Origin of the sequence: Trichococcus patagoniensis, assembly GCF_003051085.1 — a bacterium.
GTDB classification, from domain to species: domain Bacteria; phylum Bacillota; class Bacilli; order Lactobacillales; family Aerococcaceae; genus Trichococcus; species Trichococcus patagoniensis.
The window spans coordinates 12,829-38,689 of the sequence record NZ_QAOM01000024.1 but is presented as its reverse complement, the minus strand read 5'-3'; the positions used below and the strand labels follow the sequence as shown (position 1 = coordinate 38,689).

26 protein-coding genes and 1 pseudogene are annotated in these 25,861 nt (G+C 51.5%); 22 read left to right on the top strand and 5 right to left on the bottom strand.

Features of this window, described 5'->3' with window-relative positions; all coding sequences use genetic code 11:
• Window positions 1-157: 157 nt before the first annotated feature.
• The gene (locus C8U37_RS13145) at window positions 158-598 is read right to left on the bottom strand and encodes an Lrp/AsnC family transcriptional regulator (RefSeq protein WP_108033670.1); all 441 of its coding nucleotides are present in this window, start codon (window positions 596-598) and stop codon (window positions 158-160) included.
• A gap of 252 nt (window positions 599-850) precedes the next feature.
• Here C8U37_RS13145 and C8U37_RS13140 point away from each other — a divergent pair, with 252 nt between their 5' ends.
• The 17 genes from C8U37_RS13140 to C8U37_RS13060 all read left to right on the top strand — a co-directional run bounded on the left by C8U37_RS13140 (window position 851) and on the right by C8U37_RS13060 (window position 17,259).
• A complete protein-coding gene (locus C8U37_RS13140) occupies window positions 851-2,266 on the top strand; it encodes an aspartate ammonia-lyase (protein ID WP_108033669.1) in 1,416 nt (471 codons plus the stop codon).
• Between the two features lie 299 nt (window positions 2,267-2,565).
• Window positions 2,566-2,928, top strand: coding sequence for a hypothetical protein (locus C8U37_RS13135; protein WP_108033668.1), 363 nt, complete (start codon window positions 2,566-2,568; stop codon window positions 2,926-2,928).
• A gap of 4 nt (window positions 2,929-2,932) precedes the next feature.
• The gene (locus C8U37_RS13130; RefSeq protein WP_108033667.1) at window positions 2,933-3,604 is read left to right on the top strand and encodes a DUF3159 domain-containing protein; all 672 of its coding nucleotides are present in this window, start codon (window positions 2,933-2,935) and stop codon (window positions 3,602-3,604) included.
• 30 nt (window positions 3,605-3,634) lie between these two features.
• Window positions 3,635-4,336, top strand: coding sequence for a molybdopterin-dependent oxidoreductase (locus tag C8U37_RS13125; protein WP_108033666.1), 702 nt, complete (start codon window positions 3,635-3,637; stop codon window positions 4,334-4,336).
• Window positions 4,337-4,474: 138 nt separating this feature from the next.
• On the top strand, window positions 4,475-5,086 hold the full coding sequence (locus tag C8U37_RS13120; protein WP_108033665.1) for an anthranilate synthase component II: 612 nt from the start codon (window positions 4,475-4,477) through the stop codon (window positions 5,084-5,086).
• Window positions 5,067-6,440: an aminodeoxychorismate synthase component I gene (gene pabB, locus C8U37_RS13115; protein ID WP_170100301.1), complete on the top strand. Its 1,374-nt coding sequence runs from the start codon at window positions 5,067-5,069 to the stop codon at window positions 6,438-6,440. The genes C8U37_RS13120 and pabB overlap by 20 nt, the downstream gene beginning before the upstream one ends.
• A 2-nt stretch (window positions 6,441-6,442) precedes the next feature.
• Complete coding sequence (locus tag C8U37_RS13110; RefSeq protein WP_170100300.1) at window positions 6,443-7,249, top strand: aminotransferase class IV; 807 nt, start codon at window positions 6,443-6,445, stop codon at window positions 7,247-7,249.
• Between the two features lie 159 nt (window positions 7,250-7,408).
• Window positions 7,409-8,272, top strand: a complete 864-nt coding sequence (locus C8U37_RS13105) for a tRNA 2-thiocytidine biosynthesis TtcA family protein (protein WP_108033663.1) — start codon at window positions 7,409-7,411, stop codon at window positions 8,270-8,272.
• A gap of 49 nt (window positions 8,273-8,321) precedes the next feature.
• Entirely contained in the window at window positions 8,322-8,786 is a 465-nt protein-coding gene (locus C8U37_RS13100) for a hypothetical protein (protein ID WP_108033662.1), read from the top strand.
• A gap of 30 nt (window positions 8,787-8,816) precedes the next feature.
• Window positions 8,817-9,377: an NUDIX hydrolase gene (locus C8U37_RS13095; protein WP_108033661.1), complete on the top strand. Its 561-nt coding sequence runs from the start codon at window positions 8,817-8,819 to the stop codon at window positions 9,375-9,377.
• A gap of 167 nt (window positions 9,378-9,544) precedes the next feature.
• A complete protein-coding gene (locus C8U37_RS13090) occupies window positions 9,545-10,429 on the top strand; it encodes a VOC family protein (protein ID WP_108033660.1) in 885 nt (294 codons plus the stop codon).
• 34 nt (window positions 10,430-10,463) lie between these two features.
• The gene (locus C8U37_RS13085; protein WP_108033659.1) at window positions 10,464-11,669 is read left to right on the top strand and encodes a DUF8173 domain-containing protein; all 1,206 of its coding nucleotides are present in this window, start codon (window positions 10,464-10,466) and stop codon (window positions 11,667-11,669) included.
• 100 nt (window positions 11,670-11,769) lie between these two features.
• Window positions 11,770-12,024 (top strand): DUF6718 family protein, encoded by a 255-nt coding sequence (locus tag C8U37_RS13080; RefSeq protein WP_108033658.1) that lies wholly within the window; start codon window positions 11,770-11,772, stop codon window positions 12,022-12,024.
• Window positions 12,025-12,186: 162 nt separating this feature from the next.
• The gene (locus tag C8U37_RS13075; RefSeq protein WP_108033657.1) at window positions 12,187-13,098 is read left to right on the top strand and encodes a LysR family transcriptional regulator; all 912 of its coding nucleotides are present in this window, start codon (window positions 12,187-12,189) and stop codon (window positions 13,096-13,098) included.
• Window positions 13,099-13,299: 201 nt separating this feature from the next.
• A complete protein-coding gene (gene metF, locus C8U37_RS13070; RefSeq protein WP_108033656.1) occupies window positions 13,300-14,199 on the top strand; it encodes a methylenetetrahydrofolate reductase [NAD(P)H] in 900 nt (299 codons plus the stop codon).
• Window positions 14,196-14,861 (top strand): vitamin B12 dependent-methionine synthase activation domain-containing protein, encoded by a 666-nt coding sequence (locus C8U37_RS13065; RefSeq protein WP_108033655.1) that lies wholly within the window; start codon window positions 14,196-14,198, stop codon window positions 14,859-14,861. Before metF ends, C8U37_RS13065 begins: the two co-directional genes overlap by 4 nt.
• 16 nt (window positions 14,862-14,877) lie before the next feature.
• The gene (locus tag C8U37_RS13060) at window positions 14,878-17,259 is read left to right on the top strand and encodes a homocysteine S-methyltransferase family protein (protein WP_108033654.1); all 2,382 of its coding nucleotides are present in this window, start codon (window positions 14,878-14,880) and stop codon (window positions 17,257-17,259) included.
• 273 nt (window positions 17,260-17,532) lie between these two features.
• Here the strand turns inward: C8U37_RS13060 and C8U37_RS13055 are convergent, their stop codons facing one another.
• Complete coding sequence (locus C8U37_RS13055; RefSeq protein WP_211306257.1) at window positions 17,533-18,771, bottom strand: OFA family MFS transporter; 1,239 nt, start codon at window positions 18,769-18,771, stop codon at window positions 17,533-17,535.
• A 243-nt stretch (window positions 18,772-19,014) separates the two neighbouring features.
• Between C8U37_RS13055 and C8U37_RS14575 the strand changes: the two genes are divergently transcribed.
• Entirely contained in the window at window positions 19,015-20,148 is a 1,134-nt protein-coding gene (locus C8U37_RS14575; RefSeq protein WP_211306255.1) for a Maf family nucleotide pyrophosphatase, read from the top strand.
• A gap of 212 nt (window positions 20,149-20,360) precedes the next feature.
• On the opposite strand, the pseudogene C8U37_RS13040 reads toward C8U37_RS14575, so the two are convergent.
• Window positions 20,361-20,918, bottom strand: a pseudogene (locus tag C8U37_RS13040) (sugar O-acetyltransferase); the annotation flags it as partial.
• 226 nt (window positions 20,919-21,144) lie between these two features.
• On the opposite strand from C8U37_RS13040, the gene amrS reads away from it, so the two are divergent.
• Genes amrS through C8U37_RS13020 form a run of 4 tightly spaced genes read left to right on the top strand, consistent with a single transcriptional unit; the run spans window position 21,145 to window position 24,609 of the window.
• Window positions 21,145-22,017: an AmmeMemoRadiSam system radical SAM enzyme gene (gene amrS, locus C8U37_RS13035; protein ID WP_108033651.1), complete on the top strand. Its 873-nt coding sequence runs from the start codon at window positions 21,145-21,147 to the stop codon at window positions 22,015-22,017.
• Between the two features lie 16 nt (window positions 22,018-22,033).
• Complete coding sequence (gene amrB / locus C8U37_RS13030) at window positions 22,034-22,648, top strand: AmmeMemoRadiSam system protein B (RefSeq protein ID WP_108033650.1); 615 nt, start codon at window positions 22,034-22,036, stop codon at window positions 22,646-22,648.
• Between the two features lie 37 nt (window positions 22,649-22,685).
• Window positions 22,686-23,921 (top strand): methionine adenosyltransferase, encoded by a 1,236-nt coding sequence (gene metK / locus C8U37_RS13025; RefSeq protein WP_108033649.1) that lies wholly within the window; start codon window positions 22,686-22,688, stop codon window positions 23,919-23,921.
• Window positions 23,914-24,609: a methyltransferase family protein gene (locus C8U37_RS13020; RefSeq protein WP_170100299.1), complete on the top strand. Its 696-nt coding sequence runs from the start codon at window positions 23,914-23,916 to the stop codon at window positions 24,607-24,609. Before metK ends, C8U37_RS13020 begins: the two co-directional genes overlap by 8 nt.
• A 68-nt stretch (window positions 24,610-24,677) precedes the next feature.
• Here the strand turns inward: C8U37_RS13020 and queC are convergent, their stop codons facing one another.
• Window positions 24,678-25,346 (bottom strand): 7-cyano-7-deazaguanine synthase QueC, encoded by a 669-nt coding sequence (queC, locus tag C8U37_RS13015; protein WP_108033647.1) that lies wholly within the window; start codon window positions 25,344-25,346, stop codon window positions 24,678-24,680.
• Entirely contained in the window at window positions 25,347-25,847 is a 501-nt protein-coding gene (gene queF / locus C8U37_RS13010; protein ID WP_108033646.1) for a preQ(1) synthase, read from the bottom strand.
• Window positions 25,848-25,861: the final 14 nt, after the last annotated feature.

Here is a 25,861-nt window from a genome sequence, read left to right as displayed (position 1 = left end):
AGAGGTTGAATTTGTGTTACCTTCGATTAAATTATAATTGGTAACTTATTTTCTGTCATGGATTTGTTCGCGAAGCGAACTTAAAGTTTTTTGTGTGTTCGGTGTCGAAAAGATGGATATCTTTCGATTATCCATCTTTCTACCGTGTAACCAGAGCTTATTGGTCCGCCAGGTGGATGCCCCTTGGTCCGACCGAGGTGGAAAAGACGACCTGCGTGTAGGTCTTGCCGAACTGCTGCAGTTCTCCGATGAAAGTATCCAGTTCATTCGTAGTCGGAAAGGCGACCTTCAGAAGCATCGAGAATTCTCCGGTCACGCAGTTGCATTCCAGCACATTCGGGATGCTGTCCACGAAAGGATAAAACACCGGCTTTTGCTTGGGGTCGACCTCCAGATTGATGAAAGCCTTGATGTTGTAGCCCAGCGTCTGCAGATTCAGATGCGCGCCGTAATCTGTGATGACGCCGTTCCTTTCCAGTTGGGCGATCCGTGCCGAAATCGCTGGCGAAGACAGAAAGGTGGCCTCACCGATTTCCTTCAGGGAAGCTCGCGCGTTTATCTGTAGAATATTCAAAATTTGCTTATCGATTTTATCCATTAGTGGCTCCTCCCCTTGTTCTTGTTTGCTTTGTATTCTTAAGATTCTATATCAGACCTATCAAGGGAAGCAAACGAATGCTGACATGACTTAAGAAAATAAAGTTACATGGGAAATAGCGTGTGATTCTTCTGTGAAAAAGTCGAATATGCAGGTTTTGTTCGCAACATCCCTTGAACTGTTTCATTCAGTTTGCAGGGGTGGTATTGTTTGCACTATGAATTACAGAAAAATTTCAGGGGGCAAACAGAGATGAACATGAGAATTGAAGCAGACTCGATCGGAACGTTAGCAGTACCCGCAGAAGCGTATTATGGTGTGCAATCGTCGCGTGCAAAGGAAAACTTTTCCATCACGGGCACGAAATTGCATCCGGAATTGATCAGCAATCTGGCGCGTATTAAGAAAGCCGCAGCTGTTGTGAACGCTCAGTCGGGTAACCTGGCAGTCGGAAAAAAGGATGCGATTGTCCAAGCCTGCGACGAAATTGTGGCGGGATATTTTCATGAAGCCTTCATCGTGGATGCCATCCAAGGCGGTGCCGGGACTTCGGCCAATATGAACGCCAATGAAGTCATCGCCAATCGTGCCATCGAAATATTGGGCGGGAGAAAGGGCGACTACCGCATCGTTCATCCGAATGATGATGTGAATCTGTGTCAATCCACGAACGATGTCTTCCCAACTGCAGGAAAAATGACCGTCCTGCAACTTCTGCCTGAGCTGATTGCCGAACTAGAAAAGCTGGAGTGGGCGTTGGGTGATAAGGCCGAAGAATTTGCCGGGGTCATCAAGATGGGGCGGACGCAAATGCAGGATGCGGTCCCAACTACGTTAGGGCGGACGTTCCAGGCTTATCGGTCCTTCGTCAAACGGGATATCCGCCACCTCATGAGCGCTGCGGAAGAGATGAAGAGCCTTAACATCGGCGGGACCGCCATCGGTAACGCAATCAATGCGACGCCGGAATACTTGGAAAACATAACCGCTTTTGTGAGTGAAGAAGCGGGGATCGCCTTCACGCAGGCGGAGGATCTTTTCGATGCGACCCAGAACGTGGACGGTTTCGTCAGGGTGTCGGCGGCCATCAAGACGGCGGCTGTAAACTTGTCGAAGATGAGCAATGATTTGCGCTTATTGTCGAGCGGTCCCCGAGCTGGCATCGGTGAAATCAATTTGCCTGCCAAGCAAAACGGCTCTTCGATCATGCCGGGGAAAGTGAATCCGGTGATACCCGAAGTCGTTTCGCAAGTCGCTTTCCGCGTAATCGGAAACGATCTGACCATCACCATGGCTGCCGAATCCGGGCAGTTGGAGCTGAATGCCTTCGAGCCGATCATTTTCCATGCATTGTTTGAATCGATCGATTGCTTGGCGCATGCGGTCGCTACACTGACTGTCAACTGCATCCAAGGCATCCAAGCCAATGAGATGGTCTGCTACAAACAGGTGGAAGAGAGCGCCGGCATCGCGACTGCCCTCTGCCCGACGATCGGCTACCAAAAAGCCAGCGCGATCGCCAAGGAATCCCTGAAGACTGGCAAAACCGTCCGGGAATTGGTGCTTGAAAAAGGACTGTTCTCGGTTGAGGAAACGGACCGCATCCTCGATCTGAAACGCATGGCGGGTATCCCGGCTACGTTGGTGTTGCGGGATAAAGCCATCTAGTATAGCGTTATACAAAAAGCAGGGGTGTATATGGTAAGTGAATTCATGCTCATAAATAACCCGCCAAAACCGCTTTGGCGGGGAATTCCGCCATGAACTCGAACCCAGGATCAAACCTCCATACCACTGAACCACAACGAGGGCGCCTCATTTGATTATGAGACGGCCTCTGTTTTTTTTGTGCGACCAAATCGGTTCCGGTCCGATTTCTGGAAAATGCTTTTTTTGCTTGGGAATAGTATAATTGGGGCAAATGAGCAGGCTGCTTTTCGGCCTGACAGATGAGGGGGAATGAGGACATGTTGACGGACAGGATGAAGATTTCAATCGTTGCGGGCGCGCTTTTGGGCGTAGTCTGCATCGTGGGTGCCCAGTTGCGTTCCGGATTTGAGAGAGAGGCGCTTTATTTGTTTGCCTTCTGGTATAATCGGTTGTTGATGGGTGTAGTCATCGGCTTCGCGGGGGAAATGCAGGAATTGAACCGGGCAATGGTACGGGGAGCCATCCTAGGATTGTTGGTTTCGTTCGCTTTCTACAGTTCAACAGGATTCGAAGATGCCATTGGTTTTGCGGCAGGCATCTTTTACGGGGTCATCATTGAATACGTCGCCTACAGATTCGCCAATAAGAGCCGAGGCGGCAAGCATCTGAAGAGGGGCTGATGATTTGAAAAACAGAATCAAGGAAATTTCGGAAGAATTGAAGTTGGTCATCTCGGGGAAGACGTTCGATGCGCTGTTGCCTCCCTTGCTGTTTGCCATCGTCAATGGCAGATATCAGTTGGCGGTCGCCAGCATCTTGGCGATTGCTTTGGCTTTGCTGTTGGGGATTTTCAGGTTGGCAAGGAAACAACCGTTGCGCTATGCCGTGGGTGGTTTGGTGGGGGTTGTGTTTGCCTCTGGAATCGCATATTTCTCGAATAATGCCGCCAATTATTACCTTCCAAAGATAGTGACTAGCGCGCTGCTTGTATTGGCGGCGTTGGTGAGCCTGATCATGGGGAAACCGATGGCCGCATTGACGAGCCATTTGACGCGCGGATGGGATTTGGAGTGGTATTGGCGCAAGGACGTGAAGCCAGCCTATCAGGAAGTGACGGTCCTTTGGTTTCTGTTTTTTCTGATGCGTTTGGCTTTGCAGGTCATTCTTTTCAAGCGTGGCGATGTTGTCGAATTGGCTTGGACCAATACGCTCCTGGGGCTTCCGTTCACGATTGCAGGATTGATCCTCAGCTATCTCTACGGCATTTGGCGCCTCCACAACCTCAATGGACCAAGTGTCGAGGAACACCTGAAAGGAAAACAACAACCGTGGGAAGGGCAGACACGTGGTTTTTAATCGGAAGGATTTCGGAAAGAAGGAATTTTGATGGAAAAGGCGGAAACAGTCGCAGTGAAGCGCCGCTATGCCAATCGCATTCCCAACAAATACCTGTTTTTATTGCTGAGTCTGTTGCTCGTTGGTTGTGGAAGCTCCAATAATGACAATACTAGTGAAACTGATTTGGAAGAATTGGCCAAAATTGAAGTTACCGAATACGAAGGACAAGATTTGTCTTCTTTGAACGATTTCCGGGAAAACTCAATCAAAGGCCCCCAATATATAGACTTGGATGCCTACACGCTGACGATTGACGGCTTGGTCGAACAGCCGGTTGCCTTATCCTACGATGAAGTGCTGGAAAATCAGAAGTACACAAAGGTTGTGACGCTGCATTGCGTGGAAGGTTGGAGCGTCGACATCCTGTGGGAAGGGATTCTGCTTGCGGACCTATTCGAAGGAGTTGCTGTTCAGGAAACTGCCGATACGGTCATTTTTTATTCAGAAGATGGCTACAGCACAGCCCTGCCGCTGCGGACGATCATGGACAGGCAACTGATGATTGCCTATAAGATGAATGGGGTAGAGTTGCCGCCCGAAAGAGGCTTTCCGTTCCAACTGGTGGCGGAAGATAAACTGGGCTACAAATGGATCAAATGGATCACCCGCATTGAACTGTCTGATGACGCGGACTATAAAGGCTATTGGGAACAGCGCGGCTTTGACAACGAGGCGGATGTTGAACCCTAAGCAGAGCGGCCGGGGCTTTTGTCCCGGTCATTTTTCTGTCCTATCTCAGTTCACTCAAAACTATAGGCTGGAGTCCCAGCTTTTGGTATGATGGAGTTGTCATTTGAGCAAAAAATAATAGCATTGATGAGGATAAATATGATACTTGTAATAGATAATTATGATTCCTTCACCTATAACCTTGTCCAATACCTGAAGCAATTGGATGAGAACGTTGTGGTGAAACGGAACGATGAAATAACACTCGAAGAGATAGCGGCACTGGATCCGCTGATGATCTTGATTTCCCCTGGCCCGAAGACGCCTGATGAAGCAGGCATCAGTCTGGAAGTCGTCAGACATTTCGCAAGGACAGTCCCGATTCTGGGCATCTGCTTGGGTCATCAGACGATCGCCGGGTTGTTCGGAGCGGCAATCGTGAAGGCGAAAGAGCCTGTTCATGGGAAGGTTCACGCCATCCAACACACAGGGAAAGGCGTCTTCCAAGGTTTGAAAAGTCCGCTGAATGTCACAAGATACCATTCTTTGATCGTGGAAAAGGGGAGCCTTCCGGAAGCATTGGAAGTCACAGCATGGACAGAAGCTGGCGAAATCATGGGCTTTCTTCATCGGAAAGAGCTGGTCGAGGGGGTCCAGTTCCATCCCGAGGCGATCCTGACGGAGCATGGGTTGGATATGTTGCGCAACTTTTATGAGCGCGCCAAAAAAAAGCGGGAAGGGGCGATTTTTGATGAAAAAAAGCAAGACTGAGATCGTGATCAAGGAAATCGCCACAAGCCTGTCGAGTTTTGAACTGTTTTCTTTGTTCCGTGACCGCAAGCATTGTTTTTTCCTTGACAGCGGGATGGATCCGGAAAAGTTGGGACGCTATTCCTTCATCGGATTTGATCCCGAAATGACGCTGACCGCCAAAGCGGGCGTGGATGCTTTTGCAGAACTGAAAGCACTGTTGGAAGAATATCAGCTGGACTATGCATGCGAGCTTCCTTTCATCGGCGGAGCTGTCGGCTATTTCGGCTATGAGCTGCGCCATCAGGTGGAACGTCTGCCGCGGGAAGCGCACTATGATGTCCAGATTCCGGACAGCTTCTTTGGCATTTATGACGGTGCGATTGTGGTGGACCATCTTTTGGGCAAGGTCCATCTTGCCTCTCCGGGTCTTTTTGGCGATCCGGAAAAATGGGTGGCCGAGGCGGAAAAGGTCATCAGGGCTGAGCAAGGGGTGGAGTTTCCGGTTCAAACATTGGAATTGGCTTGCGATGCCAGACCGAGGCTCACCGCGAACATGACGAAAGCCTATTATCTGGACGCAATTGCGCGCATCAAGACGTACATCCGTTCCGGCGACATCTATCAGGTCAACATGACCCAACGCTTCCAATGCCGGACGGAAGCAACCCCCTATGAGCTCTACACACGTTTGCGCAACATCAACCCGGCTCCGTTCGCCGCCTACATCGACTTCGGCATGGGACAGCTGTTGAGCAGTTCGCCGGAGCGGTTTCTGCAGATCCGCAACGGCAAGGTGCAGACACGGCCGATCAAAGGCACCCGGCCACGGGGCGACACCGAGCAGGAAGATAGCGCGAACCGCCAAGAGCTGCTGGAAAGCGAAAAGGACAGGGCTGAATTGCTGATGATCGTCGATCTGATGCGCAATGATTTGGGCCGGGTCTGCAAGACGGGCAGCGTCAAAGTCACGGAAATGTACCATATCGAAGACTACAGCACGGTTTTTCAGCTCGTTTCGACCATCGAAGGGGAGTTGGAGGAAGGCGTCCATGCGCTCGACTGCATCAAAGCCGCCTTCCCGGGCGGTTCGATAACGGGTGCGCCGAAAATCCGGGCGATGGAAGTCATCGATGAAATCGAGCCGACGCAAAGGAACGTCTATACCGGCTCGATCGGCTATGTCGGCTTCAACGGCGATGCCGACTTGAACATCGTCATTCGGACGATTCTGCAGAAAGGCGACACCGCCTATTTCCAGGTCGGCGGCGGCATCGTCTGGGATTCGGATGCGGAAATGGAATACGAGGAGACGCTTGTGAAGGCGAAAGCGCTCATCGAGGCGCTGCAGGCGGAATTACCGGAAGGGGAATGAAAATGCAAGTATTTTTGAATGATGCCTATCTTGAGGAAGATTCAGCGCTGATCAGTCCGCTGTCCCCGGGTTTCATGTACGGATTCGGGGTTTTCGAGACGATCCGCGTTTCCGGAAAACATGCGCTGTTTCTGGACCAACATTACGCGCGCATGATCCGTGCGCTGTCCGTTCTGCGGATGATTTGCCCCTATCAAGAAACCGAGCTCCAGCCGATCATCGAAAAATTGCTGGAGCTGAATGGCGTCTCCGAAGGTTTCGTCAAGATCGTCTGCAGCAAACCGGCCCCGAAAAAACAGCCGCAGAAGGATGCGGACATCCTCATCCTGACAGGAACGAAAATCTATAAAGAAGAATATGGGACAGGCTTGAAAGTGTGCCTGGCCGATGCGAGAAGGAACGAATTCTCCAAAATCGTCAACATCAAAAGCATGAACTATACGGAAAACATCCTGGAAAAAGAAGCGGCAACGAGGAGAGGCTTTGATGATGCCATCTTTTTGAATACGCATGATAAGGTCGCCGAAGGGTGCGTTTCGAATGTTTTCTGGGTGAAGGAAGGAGTCGTATACACCCCGTCGTTGGAGTGCGGCATCCTGGAAGGGACGGCAAGAGCGCGGGTGATTCAGCGCTGCGCTGACCTTCGGATCCCCGTCCGTGAAGGAGCGTACGACCTTGATGAGCTTTATAGGGCGGATGAAGTATTCGTCACTAATGCCCTTATGGATATCATGCCGGTTAGTCTTCTGGAGGATAATAGTTTCGACCTCGGCGAATATCAAGTGGTGCCCCAGCTCCGGCGAGACTGACGCTCGCCGGAGCACACCGGTAACTTTCGGCTGCAACTCCGATGAAGCTGCCGTCATCGGAGAACGCCAGCAAATTGTTGGCTGAACTCCGGCGAAGCCTCCGTTCGCCGGAGCACACGGAAAAAAACGGACACCCCACAAGAAAGGAAACCCGATTAGATGGAAAAATGCGATCAAATCGAAAGAAGCCTCATCAAAAAATACCGAAAACCCTTATGGCGGCCCTTCATCAAAGCGATCCAGGAATATGACCTGATCGCAAACGGCGACAAGATAGCCGTCTGCATCTCCGGCGGGAAGGATTCCATGTTGATGGCAAAACTGATGCAGGAACTGCAACGGCATGGTCCGCTCCGGTTCGAGCTGGTCTTTTTGGCGATGAATCCGGGATACAGTGAACAGAATCAGCAACAGATTTTGGATAATGCCGCAATGATGGCTATCCCTCTGACCGTTTTTGAGTCCTCCATTTTTGATGTCGTTGAGAATGTGGACTCGTCCCCCTGTTATCTTTGCGCGCGCATGCGCAGGGGCAACCTGTACCAAAAAGCTCAGGAGCTCGGCTGCAACAAGATCGCTTTGGGACATCATTTCGATGACGTCATCGAGACGATCCTGATGAATATGTTCTACGGCGGGACCATCGAGACGATGATGCCGAAGCTGCACAGCCGGAATTTCGAAGGGATGGAACTCATCAGGCCGCTCTACCAAGTGAAGGAAGCGGATATCATCGCCTGGAAGGACTATCATCAGCTGACATTCCTCCAGTGCGCCTGCCGTTTCACGGAAATGTACGATAACCAGCCGAGCGATCTGGGAGGTTTCAAGCGCAAAGAGATGAAGGCGTTGATCGGGCAACTGCGCGAAACGAGTCCGCTTATCGATGCAAATATCTTCCAGAGTGTGCAGAGCGTCAACCTCGAAAAAATCATTTCTAGCCGAGATCGGGACGGAAGACATCATTTTCTGGAAAAATACGCGGATGGGGCTGAAAGGCCGCAGCAAGATATGGTAGAATGAGTCGAACCTCCGCGAAAAATCGGAGAACATTATTAGGGAGTTGAAAGAAATGACCTTGTCATTCGAAGAAAAAAAAGCGATATTTGATGATTATAAAGAACTGACGGCTGTTCCGGTCTCGATGAACCGGATCAATTATCATTTCAATGCGAGTGCGGTGGACCACAAAATCGCTGTCCGCTTCATGCATCCAAACGGCAATGCCTTCATTTATGCAGGCTACCTGCCGAAAGAAGAGACGGAGAAAGGCTATATTTCCGTATTGGAAAGCGACGAAGGCACGATCCGTTTCCTTTTGGAAAAGGCGATTTCCTTTCTGAAAAAAACCGAAGATGGCTATGAGGAAGGCTACTCGGAAAAATGGGTGGATTCGTCCGGAGAAGTTCTGTTACTGATCTACGATAATCCGATGTGGTCGGTTGCTTTGAAGAACGGTCAAATGGAAGGGATCTTCAAGACCCGTGATGCGGCTGTCGGTTATCTGAATGATGAAGGCTTCTCGCGAACCAATTAACCGCCAAACGCAGGCGAAAGGAAGGCTGGCATGGGAATCAGACAAATGCTTGCGGACTATTCTCCCTTCAATGAGCAGGAAGAAAAGGATCGTGAGCTGATGCTTCGGTATCTGGATCAGTTCGATGGTCTGTTCAGGCGCGAGAATGAATTCGCCCATTTCACCGCTTCGAGTTGGGTCGTCAATCGCGACCGGACCAAGGTGCTGATGGTCTACCACAACATCTACCGGTCCTGGTCTTGGATTGGCGGCCATATGGATGGTGAAGAGGATTTTCTGGCAACGGCAATCCGGGAAACGAAGGAAGAGACAGGCATCGAGCAGGTAAAACCGATATCGCAGGAACTCTTTTCGCTCGAAATATTGAGTGTGGACGGGCACGTCAAAAACGGCAAACGCGTGGGGACACATGTGCACCTGAATCTGACCTACCTGCTGGAAGCGGATGAGACGCAACAGACGAGCGTCAAACCGGATGAGAACAGCGGCGTCGCCTGGATGGGGTTGGATGAGGCGCTCGCTAAGTGCAGCGAACCTTACATGATGGGCATTTACGCCAAACTGAACGATAAATTGAACAGGATACAATAGCCGCTGCGATGGTTCTCATTTTCTATCGGCAACGAAAAGTGGCATAATGACAGTGGAGAGCACCAATCGCGCCGAAGAACGACTTCGGCGGGGCGGTGCAGCCGCTGTTTTTTTGTCCATTTGCACTGTCGGGGTCGGTATGAAAAAGATCAAGGGGGATTTTATATATGAATAAAATTGTTCCGCATTTTTGGTTTGATACGCAGGCTGCAGAAGCCGCCGCATGCTATACCTCACTGTTCGATAATTCCAAAATCACGAGCGTCAGCCAAATCCACAATCCACCACCATATGGAACGGCCGATATTGTCTCTATGACGTTGGCCGGGCAGGATTTCATGGCGATCTCGGCAGGACCGTATTTTCGCCTCAATCCGTCCATTTCTATCCGGATCGATTGCGCATCGATGAAGGAAGTCGATTTCCTTTGGGAAAAACTTTCGGATGGCGGCGCGGTGCGCATGCCGTTGGACACTTATCCCTTCAGCAAAAAGTATGGTTGGACGCAAGACCGCTACGGCCTGTCTTGGCAGGTCATGCACGTCGGCGAGCGGGAGATAGAGCAGAAATTGACTCCGACGCTGCTGTTCACAAAAAAACAGTGCGGCAAAGCAGAGGAGGCCATCCTTTTCTATGAAGCGGTATTTTCCGACACTTCAATCGATGGAATGGATTACTACGGAGTGGGTGAGGAGCCGGATGCGCCAGGGACGATCAAGTTTGCTTCGTTCCAACTGGAAGGCCAAATGTTCGCAGCCATGGACAGCGCCCAGGCTCATGATTTTGAATTCAATGAAGCCTTCTCTTTCATCGTCAATTGCGAAACGCAGGAAGAAATCGATTACTATTGGGAAGAACTGTCTTATGTACCGGAAGCGGAGAACTGCGGATGGCTGAAGGATAAATACGGGGTATCTTGGCAGATTGTTCCAACTGACATGAACGAGATGATGCAGACAGCGGATCCTGAAAAATTGGCACGCGTCACAGAGGCGACTCTGAAAATGAAAAAATTGGATCTTGCGGAACTGAAAAGAGTTTTCGAAGCTTAGTCACTGGTTTTTTTGCATGAAAGAAGGATGCAAGATGAAAAGGGTTGAAAAAACGGTTTGGTGGAAAGGCATTTTCTGGAGTATCAACTTGTTATTTTTGACGATTTTATTGGGGTTTTCGGGCGTTGCTTCGGCCACGACCATGAATGCGGAAAATCTGGATCATTTGGCTGCCGGTGAAACGATTGAAGGACCGGGTTTCTTTGCGGGTAATGTGGTGAAAATCGATGGAAATGTGGAAGGAACGACATTTGTGTCCGGGCAGGATGTCCGGATCAACGGCAACATCAATGGCGATCTTTTTGTGGCGGCCCAATCGATTACCATCAACGGGACGGTAACCGGCAATATTTATGGAGCGGGGCAAGCACTCATCTTTGATGGCCAGTCGGAAAGCGATGTCTTCTTTGCCGGTCAGAATATCTCCATCGGACAGGATGCTTCTGTTGGAAGGGATCTCTTCGCGGCAGGCGCAACCATCCTGCAGGAGGGGATGGTCCAACGCAACCTCTTCGGAGGAGGAGCCGAAATTGTGCTCAGTGGACAGATCGGCGGGGACGCCAATCTTCAAACGGACAGCCTGAAAATCCAGGACGGCGCGAACATAGCCGGCGACCTCAGCTACAAGGGTGAAAATGAAGCTAACATCGGCACTGGCGCAACAATCGCCGGAGACACCGATTGGGAATTTTACGAAACAATGGATAGGGGAACAACTGCGGTGCGGGAAACCCGCAGGCCGTTCATGAAATTTGTCTGGTTCCTCTGGAGCTTAGCGAGCGCCCTGTTGATCTGGTTCCTTATCCGGATCTGGCGCCCCGCTTTCTGGCAAAACACAGTCCGCCCCTTGGCTGAACAGCCGCTGAAGACGTTGGGTGTCGGTCTGCTGACATTGTTGGTTGTGCCGCCGATGATCATCTTGGCGATGGTCACCGTTATCGGGATCCCGATTGCGCTCATCCTTGGCGTCGTTTATCCGATCGCTTTGTATCTGTCGCGGATCATTGTTGCGGTCTTCATCGGACAGTGGTTGGCGAAACGCTTCAAATGGCCCGAGCTGCATAAAGGCATCTGGCTGGTGTTGTTGGGTTTGATCATCTTGGGTCTGTTGCAGATGCCACCGTTCATAGGCTTCCTGAGTTCCTTGCTGATCGTAATGGCAGGACTGGGATCGCTGGTGATGGCCCATCATCGTGCTTCGCCTGAAACGGCAAGCGAGCAGACCGAATTGGATCTGTAGCCGGATCAGCGGGGCAGAAACTGGAATGGGAATGCGAACGCGTCATTTTCTTTTACCAAGAACGCGCTCTTTTTGATATAATGGACCCTGAGGTGAATGCATGAAATTCGTAGTGGCAAGGACATTCAAAAAGAACGGCAGTGCGGCGATTGCAATCGATGCGGTGCCATCCATTATGGGCTATTCGGAAGAATTGGAGCAACGTTTCGGCCGGAAAATCGAGGTGCTCCTCCTGAGCGGGGACTCCGCGGAAGCCTTGGAAGAGGCGTGGCCGGAATACGCGCCTATCGCGGTGCTGGACAACAAAGAAAGCTTCGAACGCACGATAGAAGAAAAAGTCAGCCGGAAAAAATAGCAACGGATCGGAGCGGAAGCATATGGAAATGCTGCCGCTCCGGTCTTTTTTTGTTTTAATTCTCCGTTGAACCTCAGTCTGGTATAATCGATTCAGAAGCAAAAAAGCCAAAACACATGACCGCTTCGGCGGTCAAAACCACGAGAGGAGGGGCAAAAAAATATGACCTTAAAACAGCTAAGATATATGCTGGCTGTCGCCCAATACAAATCGATCAATGAAGCCGCAAAAAAATGCTTCATTTCACAACCGAGTCTATCTAATGCCATCAAGGACCTTGAGGAAGAAATCGGCTTGGAGCTGTTCATCCGGACCGCCAAAGGCATCACGCTGACAGCAGAAGGCAGCGAATTCCTGAAGTATGCCCAACAGGTGATCGAGCAAGCGGAATTGCTGGAACAGCGCTATCTCGACAAGAAACCGGCCAAGCAGTTGTGTTCCATTTCGACCCAACATTACGCGTTCGCCGTCAGTGCGTTCGTCAACATGATCAAAAAGAGCGGAGCCGATGAATACAAGTTCACCTTGCGCGAGACGCGCACCCATGAAATCATCGAGGACGTCAAAAGTTTCCAGAGTGAAATCGGCATCCTCTATCTGGATTCGTTCAACCGCAATGCGCTCGAAAAAATCCTGAAGGAGAGCCAATTGGAGTTCCATCCTTTGTTTGAGGCGGAACCGCACATCTTTGTCAGCGTCCGCAATCCGTTGGCGGCAAAAAAAAGCGTTACCTTGGCGGATCTCGAGGATTACCCTTATTTGTCGTTCGAACAGGGTGAGCATAATTCTTTCTATTTTTCGGAAGAGATCCTCAGCACCGTCTTCCATAAAAAAAGCATCCTGGTCAGCGACCGCGCGACTTTGTTCAACTTGGTGATCGGCTTGGATGGCTACACCATCTCCACCGGCGTGCTTAGTGAAGAGTTGAACGGCACAGATATCGTTTCGGTTCCATTGGATGTCGAGGACCGGATGGTGATCGGTTGGATCGCAAACAAGAAGGCGGGGATCAGCCGGCAGGCAGCCGCCTATATCAAGGAGCTGAAGGCAGTGATCCGGACCTATGGAAATTAACAGGTTCTGTCTATTGTTGGTATAGTTTTTTACTATAGCTAAATATATTTTTTTAGTGTTACTCTATATCTTCATTCCATGGCATACTATTGTAAATAAATGACTTCTTGCGGGAAGTCATCAACTGGCATGATCAATTATACACAAAGTAAGTGCGCTTAAAAAATTGCCACTTTGAACAAATTGAAGGAGGACATGATTATGAAGATTAGAGATATGCTCGAAAAAGGGGAACCGACCGTCTCGTTTGAAATTTTTCCGCCGAAAAGCAGCTACTCCCTTGAGACGGTGTTCGACACCTTGACCGAATTGAAGGGCCTGCATCCCGATTTCATTTCCGTGACGTACGGTGCTGGCGGGACAGCCCAAAGCAACACGGTCGAAATCGCATCGCGCATCAAAAAGGATTTCGGCATCGAATCGATTGCCCATTTGACCGGCTGCACCTCCACAAAAGAGGGCATGAAACGGACCCTGGCATCAATCAAGGACAGCGGCATCGAAAACATCCTGGCTTTGCGCGGGGACATCCCGCAGGAAAAGTTGGCGGACAAGAACTGGAAACCGGAATACCGTTATGCTTCCGAACTCATCGACGACATCAAAGCAGCAGGTGATTTTTCGATCGGAGCGGCCTGCTATCCGGAAGGGCATGTCGATTCCATAAACAAAGTGGATGACCTGAAAAATCTGAAAAAGAAGATGGACCACGGCGCCGATTTCATGATCACGCAGCTTTTCTACGACAATGATCTTTTCTATCAGTTCAAGGAGAAATTGGATCTGGTCGGCATCGAACAGCCGGTCATCGCGGGTATCTTGCCGGTCCTGAACATCAAACAGGTGAAACGGATCCAGGAAATTTCCGGCTGCAATCTGCCGCCGAAATTCCTGCGGATACTCGAAAGATACGAACACGATCCGGCATCGCTGCAGGAAGCCGGCATCGCCTACGCAGTCGATCAGATTATCGATTTGCTTTCTTCCGGAGTGGATGGCGTCCACATCTACACGATGAACAAGCCCGACGCAACAAGAAGAATCATGGAGAACATCTCCTGTGTCCGCAAGGCGGTCTGCAGAAAAGAGCCGCAAAGATGAAGACGGATCTGAAGCTGGTCGCGAAGTACCTTGGCTTCGGCAACAAACAACCGGACGAACGGACAAGGAGCGACATGGAGGCCATCGCCGCCCAGTTCGAGCAGGCAATCGCCGGGAAATGGACTTATGGGCACTACCTGCTGGACCACTCCGTTGAGAACGTAATTAAGCTGGTAGGGACCGCTGTAGTGTTGGAAGGGAAAAGCATCACCCGCACGCTTAAGCGATGCAATGAGGTATACATCATGGTCTGCACGTTAGGCGCGCAGGGGGACCTTCTCATTGAGCGCAATAAAATGATGTCACCGACATTGGGCATGATCGCTGATGCCTGTGCATCCGCATTCGTCGAGACGATCGCGGACCGTTGCCAGCAGGAAATCGAAAGCCAACTGCCAGCGGGAGCTGCATTGACTTTTCGTTACGCACCCGGATATGGGGATCTTCCGCTGGCCACCAACAAAACGTTGCTCGGGGAATTGCAGTCGGACAAGCGGATCGGGGTCCATCTGACGGATTCGATGCTGATGACGCCAAGAAAATCGATTGTGGCGATTTTGGGCGTTCTGGAGGAAGGCATCTCCAAAGGGAAGAACCATCGCTGCGGGAATGCCAGCTGCAGCGCGTGCGATCTGAACGACAGTTGTACGGCCAGAAGTTAAGCTAGGAGGCAAAGGGATGGATATCAGAAAACAAATTGGAGAAGAACTGCTTCTCTTCGATGGAGCGATGGGCACGATGCTCCAGACATACGGGATGAAAGCCGGCCAAAATCCGGAAGCGTTGAATCTGGAGGATCCCGAACTGCTTGGCCGGATCCATCGGGAATACGTCGAAGCAGGGGCACAATTCATCACGACCAATACTTTTGGAGCGAATGCCTATAAACTGCAGGAAACCGGCTACTCCGTTACGGAAGTGATCACTGCTGCCGTCGAAATCGCCAAAGCCGCAACGGCAGGAACCGGGGCGCAGGTAGCGCTCGATATCGGACCGGTCGGGAAGATGATGAAACCGATCGGGCTGCTTGATTTCGATCAGGCATATGATTATTTCCGCGAGCAAGTGACGATCGGGGCAGCAGCCGGAGCGGATCTGATCCTCATCGAAACGATGTCGGATCTGGCGGAAATGCGCGCGGCCGTTTTGGCGGCGAAAGAAAACTGCAACCTGCCGATCTTCGCGACGATGACCTTTACGGAGGATGGCAACACCTTGACCGGAACCGAGCCGGAAATAATGGCACTCTCTTTGGATGCATTGGGTGTGGATGTGCTCGGTGTCAACTGCTCTTTGGGCCCCAAAGAACTGCTACCGATCATCAAAAGGATTTTGGACGCCACAAACACGCCGGTGATGGTGCAGGCGAACGCCGGCATCCCTGTTACGGAAGCAGGCATCGCCAAATATAACGTTGGTTCCAAGGACTACCTTGAGGTCGCTAAGGAATTGACCGGATTGGGAGTCTCTGTGATCGGTGGCTGCTGCGGCACGACACCAGAATACATCCGCAATCTGCAGCAGGCTAAAGCGCTTTTTGTGAAAAGGGAAGCCAACCAATTGAAACGCTACGTCTGTTCCGCACAGAAGAAGGTGTGCTTGGACGGCCAAATCACCCTCATCGGCGAGCGGATCAATCCGTCCGGCAACAAGAAATTGAAGGAACAATTCGTGGCAGGCAATCCATTGGCGGCCATCAAAGTGGCTTTCGAACAGGTACAAAAAGGTGCGGATGTGTTGGACGTCAACACCTCATTGCCGATGATCGACGAAACGGACTACATGATAAAAATCATAGATGGAATGAGCGGTCTGGTGGAAGCGCCGCTGCAGTTCGATTCGACCAAACCGGAAGTGCTTGAAGCAGCCTTGAGGCGTTACAGCGGTGTCGCAATCGTCAATTCGGTCAACGGGAAAGAGTCCTCGATGGCCGAAATCTATCCGATCGTCCAGAAATACGGCGCCTTTGTCGTGGCTTTGTGCCTCGATGAAGCGGGTATCCCGGATGATGCGGCCGGCCGGACCAAGGTCGCCCAAAAGTTGATCGATCGTGCCGGAGAGTACGGCATCGGCGCGGGCAGATTGTTGGTGGATTGCCTTGTGCTCACTGCGGCGGCTCAACAGGAAGCGGTAATGGAGACTTTGAAGGCTTTGCGTTGGGTCAAGGAAAACACGCAGGCACTGACCACTTTGGGGTTGAGCAATGTTTCCTACGGGCTTCCTTTCCGAGCTCTGATCAACCGTACCTATTTCGCGATGGCGCTGACTTCGGGACTGGATACGGTCATCATCAATCCAGGGGCCGACGGAATCGTTGACACGATGCGCGCGTTCAATGTACTGTCGGGTCAGGACGAAGGCGCCATCGACTATATCGACTACAACAATAAAAAGGCTGTGGTCAAATCCGATGGGCCCAAGCAGGAAAACGTGGTCCGTTCCTACCGGGAAATGCTCTTGGAGGGCGACGAAACTGGGATCATGAAGGCGACCAACACGTTGCTTAAAGACAACACTCCGTTGGCGGTCGTGGACGATCACATCGTGCCGGCATTGGATGAAGTCGGCAAGCTCTATGAACAGAAGAACATCTTCCTGCCTCAGCTGATCCGCGCCGCCGAAACGGCCGGTAAAGCCTTCGAGACGATCCGGGCAAAACTTGCGGCCGGTAATGAGAAGCTGGAATCAAAGGGGACCATCGTCATGGCCACCGTAAGAGGGGATATCCATGATATCGGAAAAAATCTGGCTAAAGTCCTGCTTGAAAACTATGGCTACGACGTCATCGACCTAGGTAAGGATGTCCCGATCGAGGAGGTTGTGGCAGTTGCCAAGCAACATCAAGTTAAATTGGTCGGACTGTCTGCGCTGATGACGACGACCGTCACGGCGATGGAGGATACGATCACAGCCTTGCGCGAGGCTGGTTTGCCTGTGAAGGTCTTCGTCGGGGGAGCCGTACTGACAGAAAAGTACGCCAAAGCCATCGGCGCGGATTACTACTGCAAAGACGCCCGAGCCGGCGTCACAGTAGCTGAAGAAGTCTTCGGAAAAGCATAAGAAAAGGAGGTGTCCCACAACTAGAAAGTACCATTCTAGTTGTGGGACACCCCTTTGATTTTATATCGTAATTGAATTTATGCTCAGAAATAACCCGCCAAAACCATTTTGGCGGGGGAAAACGTCCGAAGAAAGCACGAGATTCCCCTCCAACGCCTTTTTGGAGGGGAATTCCGCCATGAACTCGAACCAAGGATCAAACATCCATACCACTAAACCACAAAATCGTGGGCTGCCTCAAAACGAGGCAGCCCACGATTTTTATTTGTTGTGTCAGTGATGGACGGGATGTCTTCTTTTTTCGTCCGGTTTTGCCCGCAGCAGGAACGCGCTGATGAAGAAGGCTACGGCATACATTGCCAAGATGGCATACAGGATATTGTTATAGGAGCCTGTCTTCGCGATGATGAAGGCGCTCAACTGATTTCCGGATAATCCGGCAAAGGCCCAAGCCGACAAAGCCAGTCCATGGACGGTGCTGATGGTATTCATTCCGAAGCGATCCGCCAACAGCGGCGGAAGACTGGAGAAGCCGCCGCCGTAACCCGCGTTGATGACGCACAGCAACAAAATAATCAGCGGAGCGATGGCATTATTCACGCCGTTCGCCAAAAGCGTAATTGCTGTACCAGCAATCGATAAACCAAAAATCCAGATATAGATGGTATTCCTGTCTTTCAGCCTGTCTCCAAATGCTGAAAAGGCGAGTCGGCCACTTGCGTTAAAAATCGCGGTCAAGGAACTGATTGTAGCGATCGCTCCGAAACCGATGAAATGCAGGAGATCCTTTTCTTGGGAGATGAGCGCCAATCCGCAGGTGATGTTGAGATAAAACATCACCCAGATGCCGATGAACGTCCTGTTCTTGAAGATGTCCAACGTGTGCCCGCCTTCCGTCTTCGTGGTCACTTCCACCCAATCCGCAGGCTTCTTCAAAAGAAGATGGCCGATGAACATCATGATGAAGTAGGCTACAGCCAGGATGTAGAACAGTTTGTAGAGACGAGTCGGGTCAACCATGGTGCCGTCAGCGTTCGTTGCACCCAGCAGCGTCTGGATGATCGGGCTGGCGATGACTTTGGCCAAACCGAACCCGGCCACTGCTATTCCGGTGGCGAGGCCTTTATTGTCCTTGAACCAGAGCATCAATGTCTTTACCGGCGAAAGGTAGCCGATGCCGCAACCGATGCCCATCAAAACGCCATAGGTCAGAAAAATCCCGATCAGCGATTTCTGTTGGATGAAAAAGCCCGTTCCGGCCATCCCGGATGCGAAGCAAACCGCTGCAATCAGCGAAGCTTTATGGATATCCTTTTCGACGATCTTGCCGGCGAAGGCAGCAGACATCCCGAGGCAGAAAATCGCCAGACTAAAGGCCCATTCGACTTCGGGTAAAGGCCTGCCGATATATTCGGCGATGCCTCCCTTCAGCAGCGACCAGCAGTAGACTGTCCCGATGCTGCAATGGATCAGCAGTGCCGGGACAGCGGCACGCATCCATTTATTTTCAATGTTGTTCATTTTGAAGCCCCCCTTAGGTAATGATATGATGGAATTAGTGAATATATAATCAAGCTATCGTCATCATACTCTCGAATCGCCGTTAATGCAATCGCTTTCTGACATAGTGGGAGAGCGCGGTTTGTTCAATCCGGGTAATGTTTTTTTCCGGGAGTCTGTGCAGAACGAATTTTCTGGAAAAATCAGCGACTTATCGGTAATATAAACAGTGGACAGAAAAGAGGGATTCAGAAGATGCAAGTGAATATAAGAAAATCTGAGCTGCAGGATTTGGATGAACTGAAAATAATAGAGGATTCGTGTTTCCCGGAGGCCGAGGCGGCGACGCTTGCATCACTCAGCGAGCGGCTGCAATTGTTCCCGGAGAGTTTCCTGATTGCCGAAGCGGACGGCGAAATGGTGGGATTCGTGAACGGAGCCGTCATCGATGAACCGATCATCAGGGATGCCCATTACCACGATGCTGCGCTGCATAATCCGGAGGGCGCTTATCAAAGCGTATTCGGTTTGGATGTGAGTCCGGCCTACAGAAGGCAGGGAATCGCGGGGAAACTGCTGACAGCATTGATCGACGCGGCCAGGCAAGCAGGCAGGAAAGGGTTGACGCTTTGCTGCAAAGAGGAAAAGATTCCTTACTACGAGAAATTCGGGTTGGTCAACAGCGGCAAATCGAGCTCTACGCACGGGAATGCCGTCTGGTATGATATGATTCTGCATTTTGAAGGGGAATTGGATAGGGGGAAACGGATGGATCCGAAAATCATTTTGGCGAGTCAATCGCCGAGGCGCAGCGAATTGCTGTCCTTGTGCATAAAGGACTTCGCGGTCCAAGTTGCGGATATCGACGAAAAGGCGATAGAAGAGCGCATCCTGGCCGAAGCAGAACAAGAGATGTTCATTGACACCGCGGCGGAGTTGGTGGAGACATTGGCGCGGGAAAAGGCGGCGGTCATCCACAGTGACAACAGAGCAGCGATGGTCATCGGATCGGACACTGTGGTCGTGTTGGACGAAAAGATACTTGGCAAACCGGTTGATGAAGCCGACGCCTATGCGATGCTGCGCGCAATGGCAGGCAAGACCCATTCGGTCCTGACCGGTGTCAGCATTTTGTGGGGCGAAAAGGAAGTGACTTTTGCTTCTGAGACGAAAGTCAGCTTCTTTGAATGGGACGATCGGATGGATGAGGAAGTGCAGGCATATGTTGCATCGGGCAGGCCGATGGACAAAGCCGGAGCATACGGCATCCAGGAGGAAGCAGCGCTTTGGGTTTCCGGGATTGAAGGGGACTATAACACGATTGTCGGGTTGCCGGTCGCCTTGGTCGATAAAGCAATCCACCGTTTGTTGACGGAAGCAGAAGCATAGGCCGAGAACTGATCCGTCAATAGCAAGGAAAACGATAACGGTCAGCTGCATCCAGCTGACCGTTATCGTTTTTCAGCATTTTTGACCGTGTTCTCCGGTGAGGCGCTCGTTGGCGGGAGGAACGCACCAGAATGAGCACGTGAACTCTGGCGAAGCCTCGCTACTTCGCCGGGTTTTTAACAGTTTTCCCCCAACCGCCGCAATCAGGAAGGATCGGAAAGCTCGATGTGACGGATTATGCGCGCCGGATTCCCTGCAATTACGACATTATCCGGGAATGATTTGGTCACGACGCTGCCCATCCCCACGACGACATTGTCCCCCAGCGTGACACCCGGACCGATCACGGAAGAGCCGCCGATCCAGACATTGTCCCCGATTGTGATCGGTTTCCCATACTCCCATCCGCTGTTCCGTTCGACCGGATCGATCGGATGAGTAGCCGTATAGAAGCTGACGTTCGGCGCGATCATCACGTTGTCCCCGAATGTGACCGGACACGTATCCAGTATCGTGCAATTGAAGTTCGCGTAGAAATTCTCGCCGACAAAGATATTGGAGCCGTAGTCCAGCGAAAATGTTGGTTCGATATAGATATTTTTACCGGTTTTTCCGAACCAGTTTTTCAACAGTTCGCTGCGCTTGCGGGAATCCGTTTCGTTGTTGAAGAGGCGCATCTTTTCGCGGGAACTTTGTCGCATTGCGGAAAGCTCCGGATTGCTTGAAAAATAAAGTTCGCCGGCAATCATTTTTTCTTTTTCTGATTTCATTTTACGTTCTCCTGACATATGGTATTTTTTTGAGTATCTTTACTAATTATAGCGCAATATTAATCGGATGGATCGATGAAAAGCAGCGGACGCAATTTTTTCGTTCATTAAATCTGTTTCGCTTTTCCGGATATTAAAGCTGGCAAATTTTGGATTGTGGAGCGGAAATGCAGTAAGATGTATGTAAGCGATAACGTTTACAAGGTGGATGATTGGGGTTGATGATATGAAAGAAGCCATGCTGTACGAAAAACTGGCGGACGGCAGAGTCAGGTGCGGCGTCTGTCCGCATCGTTGCGTCATCGCGGAAGGCAAACGGGGTATCTGCGCTGTCAGGGAAAACCGTGGGGGAACGTTGTATGCATTGAATTACGGGAAAGCAATCGCGGTTGCGATCGATCCCATCGAGAAGAAGCCGCTCAATCATTTCCTTCCCGGCACTACAGCCTACTCCTTCGCTACGATCGGCTGTAATCTGCGCTGTCTCTGGTGCCAGAACTGGGCGATTTCGCAGGCATCCAAACCGGATCGTCCGATTTATGGGGAGGACATCAGCCCGGAAGAACATGTGCGGCGGGCTTTGACCGCCTGCTGTCCTTCCATCGCCTATACGTATACGGAACCGATCATCTTTGTCGAATATGCGCTCGACACGATGAAACTGGCCCGTGAAGCGGGATTGAAGAATATTTGGAAGACGGCCGGCTATGCGACGAAGGAGACGCTGGATGCCATCATTCCATATCTGGATGCCGTCAATGTCGATCTGAAGGGCACTGATAACGAAGTGTACAAAGAATATTGCGGCGGCACAGCGCAACCGGTCCTCGATACCATCAAATATCTCCATGCAGCGGGCGTGCATCTCGAAATCGCCACGCTCGTCGTCCCTGGGGTGAATGACCGTATCGACCAACTGGAACGAATGGCGCGTTTCATCGCCGAGGAGGTCGGCAAAGAAGTGCCGTGGCATGTCAACCGCTTCTTTCCGGGCTGGAAGATGATGGACACCGCCAGCACTTCGATGGAGACTCTGGAAACAGCCGCAGCGCTTGGGAAAAAATTCGGATTGCTGCACGTGCACATCGGGAACGTCTGAAAAGGAGGGATCCCTTATGTTGGTTTTTGGCGTCATCAGTCCGCATCCACCGCTCATCATTCCGGAAATAGGCGGGAAGGACATCGAAAGGGTAAAACGTACAGTGGCGGCTTTGGAGATGGCAGCCGAAAGACTCGCTGCCGCAAAGCCGGCTCGCCTGCTTATCATCTCGCCGCATGAAGGCCACGGTTTTGAAGTGCCGCTGCATTATCTCAGCAAACAGCTGCCGGCCGATTTGGAAACGGAAATGATTTTGGTGACGGAATCATCCTACACGCACTATTATGAATGGGGAAAGCGCTACGGGGAAGCTTGCGACCAATCGGATCAGCGCACGGCCATCATCGCCTCTGCGGACCTGTCGCATGTGCTGAAGCCGGACGGACCCTACGGCTACCATTCGGCGGGGCCTTTGTTTGATAAATTAGTAATCAAAGCGGTGAAGGAAAAGGATGTTGGTCAACTGTTGCGGTTGGATCCCGGCTTCCTGGAAAGGGCGGCGGAGTGCGGGCTGCGTTCCATCCTGTTCCTGATGGGAGCGTTCGAAGGCCGGGACTACGAATCGGAAGTCCTCTCCTATGAAGGGCCGTTCGGGGTCGGTTACCTTGTGGCCACCTTCTCGCTATCCTGATACAGCCACAGTAAATTTAAAAAATGAGGCGATTGCTATGAAGAAAACATTTTTCACCTCGGAATCGGTAATGGAGGGGCATCCGGACAAACTCTGCGATCAGCTGGCCGATGGGATTCTGGATGCCATTCTGGAGGAGGATCCGTTCGCACGGGTGGCCTGTGACGTTTCGGCCAGCACCGGTCTGATTACGGTTTTCGGCCAGATCACGACTGTCAGCACGGTGGATATTCCAGCTATCGTCCGGACCATCATCCAAGATGTGGGCTACACGGACAGCGACTATGGCATCGATGGGAAGTCCTGTTCCGTTCTGATCGGTCTGGACAGACAATCAGCGGACATTGCCATAGGGGTAGGTTCCTCAATGGAAAAGCGGCTCGGTTCAGACGATGAAACGGACCAATTGGGCGCAGGCGATCAAGGGCTGATGTTCGGCTATGCCTGCAACGAAACACCGGAGTTGATGCCCTTGCCGATCACGTTGGCGCATAAGCTGGCCGAGAAGGTTACGGAATTGCGGAAATCAGGGGAACTGGCTTATTTGAGGCCGGACGGGAAAACGCAAGTGACCGTGGAATATGCGGATGGTCAGGCCAAACGGGTCGATGCGGTCGTCATCGCCTGCCAGCACGACGAGTCGGCCGACCAAGAACGGATCAAACAGGATATGCTCAATAAGGTGATCACTGCCGTCATCCCTTCGGAACTGCTGGACGAACAGACGAAGTATTTCGTCAATGCCACCGGCCGTTTCGTCATCGGCGGTCCGGCAGGAGATTCTGGCTGGACCGGCAAAAAAATCATCGTCGACACTTACGGCGGTTATGCGCGCCACGGGGGAGGCTCCTTTTCCGGGAAAGACCCGACAAAAGTCGACCGGTCCGCAGCCTACGCTGCCCGATATGTGGCGAAGAACATCGTTGCCGCAGGTTTGGCGGACAGATGTGAAATCCAGCTGGCCTATGTTATCGGTGTGGCCAAACCTGTTTCCATCCGCGTGGAAACCTTCGGGACAGGCAACATTGCTGAAGAGCAGATCGAGGAACTGATCAAAAAGCACTTCGACTTGCGCCCATTCGCCATCATCCGTGATTTCGACCTGCGGAAGCCGATCTACCGAAAGCTCGCCTGCTACGGCCATTTCGGCAGACCCGAATTGGACCTGCCTTGGGAGCGTACCGATAAAGCGGTACAGTTGGCGGATGGAGCGGTGGATTTGCAACGGATTCCGAAACACCCGAATCAGGCAGGGGATGAATTTCATGGATAGAAAGCAGATTCGGCAGGAAAGGCGCGATTTGCTTAAGTTGGTCCTGTTCCGTCTTTTTTCAGGCTTGCTTCTGATCGGGGGAATCCTGTTCGCTCTGGCCGGCACTTTCCGGTATTGGCAGGCTTGGCTTTTTCTGGCGGCATTGGCGTTGCCTTTGGTCATGACGCTCGTTTTTTTGTTGCGGAAGGATCCTGCGTTATTGGCAAAACGGATGAACCTGAAGGAACCGCGCAAAGAGCAACGTAAAATCGTCCAAATTTCAGGGATGTTCATGCTTTTGGGGTTCTTCCTGCCGGGACTGGACTACCGTTTTCAGTGGTCCGCTGTCCCCATTTGGCTGATCGTTGTCAGCGTCGTTGTGTTCGAATGCGCCTATGCGATGGTGGTCGCTGTTTTCGCCCAGAACAGCTATGCCTCCCGGGTCGTCGAAATCCAGGAAGGGCAGCAGCTGATCGACACCGGGCTCTATGCCATCATCCGCCACCCGATGTATTTGGCTTCCATCATCCTGTATCTGTCGATTCCGCTGATGCTCGGGTCCTACTATGCCGTGATTCCGATGGCGTTGAGCTGTCTCGAAATCATCGCGCGGATCAAGGACGAGGAGGAGATGCTGAAGGAAGGGCTCCTGGGCTACACCGCCTATACCCAACGAGTCAAATACCGCTTGCTTCCATATATATGGTGAACAGTAAAACGTCCGCTTTTCAGACAGACAAAACACCCCTCCGACAAAATAGCCAGAGGGGTGTTGAATCATTTTTTCAGATATTCTGCCAGTCCGGCGTTGCGGAGTTTGCAGGATGGGCATTCGCCGCAGCCGCCAGGGACGCCCATATAACAAGTATGGGTATGTTCCTCGATGTAGGCGAGACAACCCAGCTGATCCGCCAGCTCCCATGTCTGCGCCTTTGTCAGGTACATCAATGGCGTTTCGACATTGAAATTGTAATCCATAGCCAGATTCAGGGTCACGTTCATCGATTTGACGAACACGTCCCGGCAGTCCGGATAGCCGCTGAAGTCCGTTTCGCAAACGCCCAATATGATGGTGCGGATACCCTTGGATTTGGCGAAGATGCCGGCCAACAACAGGAATAGGGCGTTCCGGCCGTCGACGAAGGTATTCGGGTAGTCTTCGGCATCTGCTTCCTCGATTGTCTGCGATTCGTCCATCAAGGCATTCGTCGTGACTTTGCCCATGACAGTCGCGTCCAGGATGTGGTGCTCGCCGCCTAAATCTTTGGCGATCCAGGCGGCCCGTTCCAGTTCGATGCCATGGCGTTGGCCATAGCTGAAGGAAAGGGCCACCACATTTGCCGCGCCGTACTTTTGGATGGCTTGGATCAGGCAAGTCGTGGAATCCTGCCCGCCGGAAAAGATGACCAAGGCTTGTTTTGGTGTTGTTTCGTTCTTATTTTCCATTTAGCGGTTGTCGACTTTCTCAGGATAGAGATCGTGCTGCGCCAAACGTTGCCAAGCCACGTCTGCCCATTTGGTATCGGGCTTGCCGTAATTGCAGTAAGGATCGATGGAAATGCCGCCACGCGGGGTGAACTTGCCCCATACTTCGATGTACTTCGGCGCCATCAAAGCGATGAGATCCTTCATGATGATGTTCATGCAATCCTCATGGAAATCGCCGTGGTTGCGGAAGCTGAATAGATAGAGCTTCAGCGATTTGCTTTCGACCATGATCTCTCCCGGTACGTAGGAAATGTAGATGGTCGCAAAATCGGGCTGTCCCGTCATTGGGCATAAGCTGGTGAATTCGGGACAGTTGAATTTCACAAAGTAATCATTATCCGGATGCTTGTTCGGAAAAGTCTCGAGGACTTTCGGATCGTAGTCCTGCGGATATTTTGTCTGTTGGTTGCCCAATTGGGTGATGCCGTTCAGATCGGCTTCATTTCTGCCTGCTGTCATAAATTTTCCTCCTT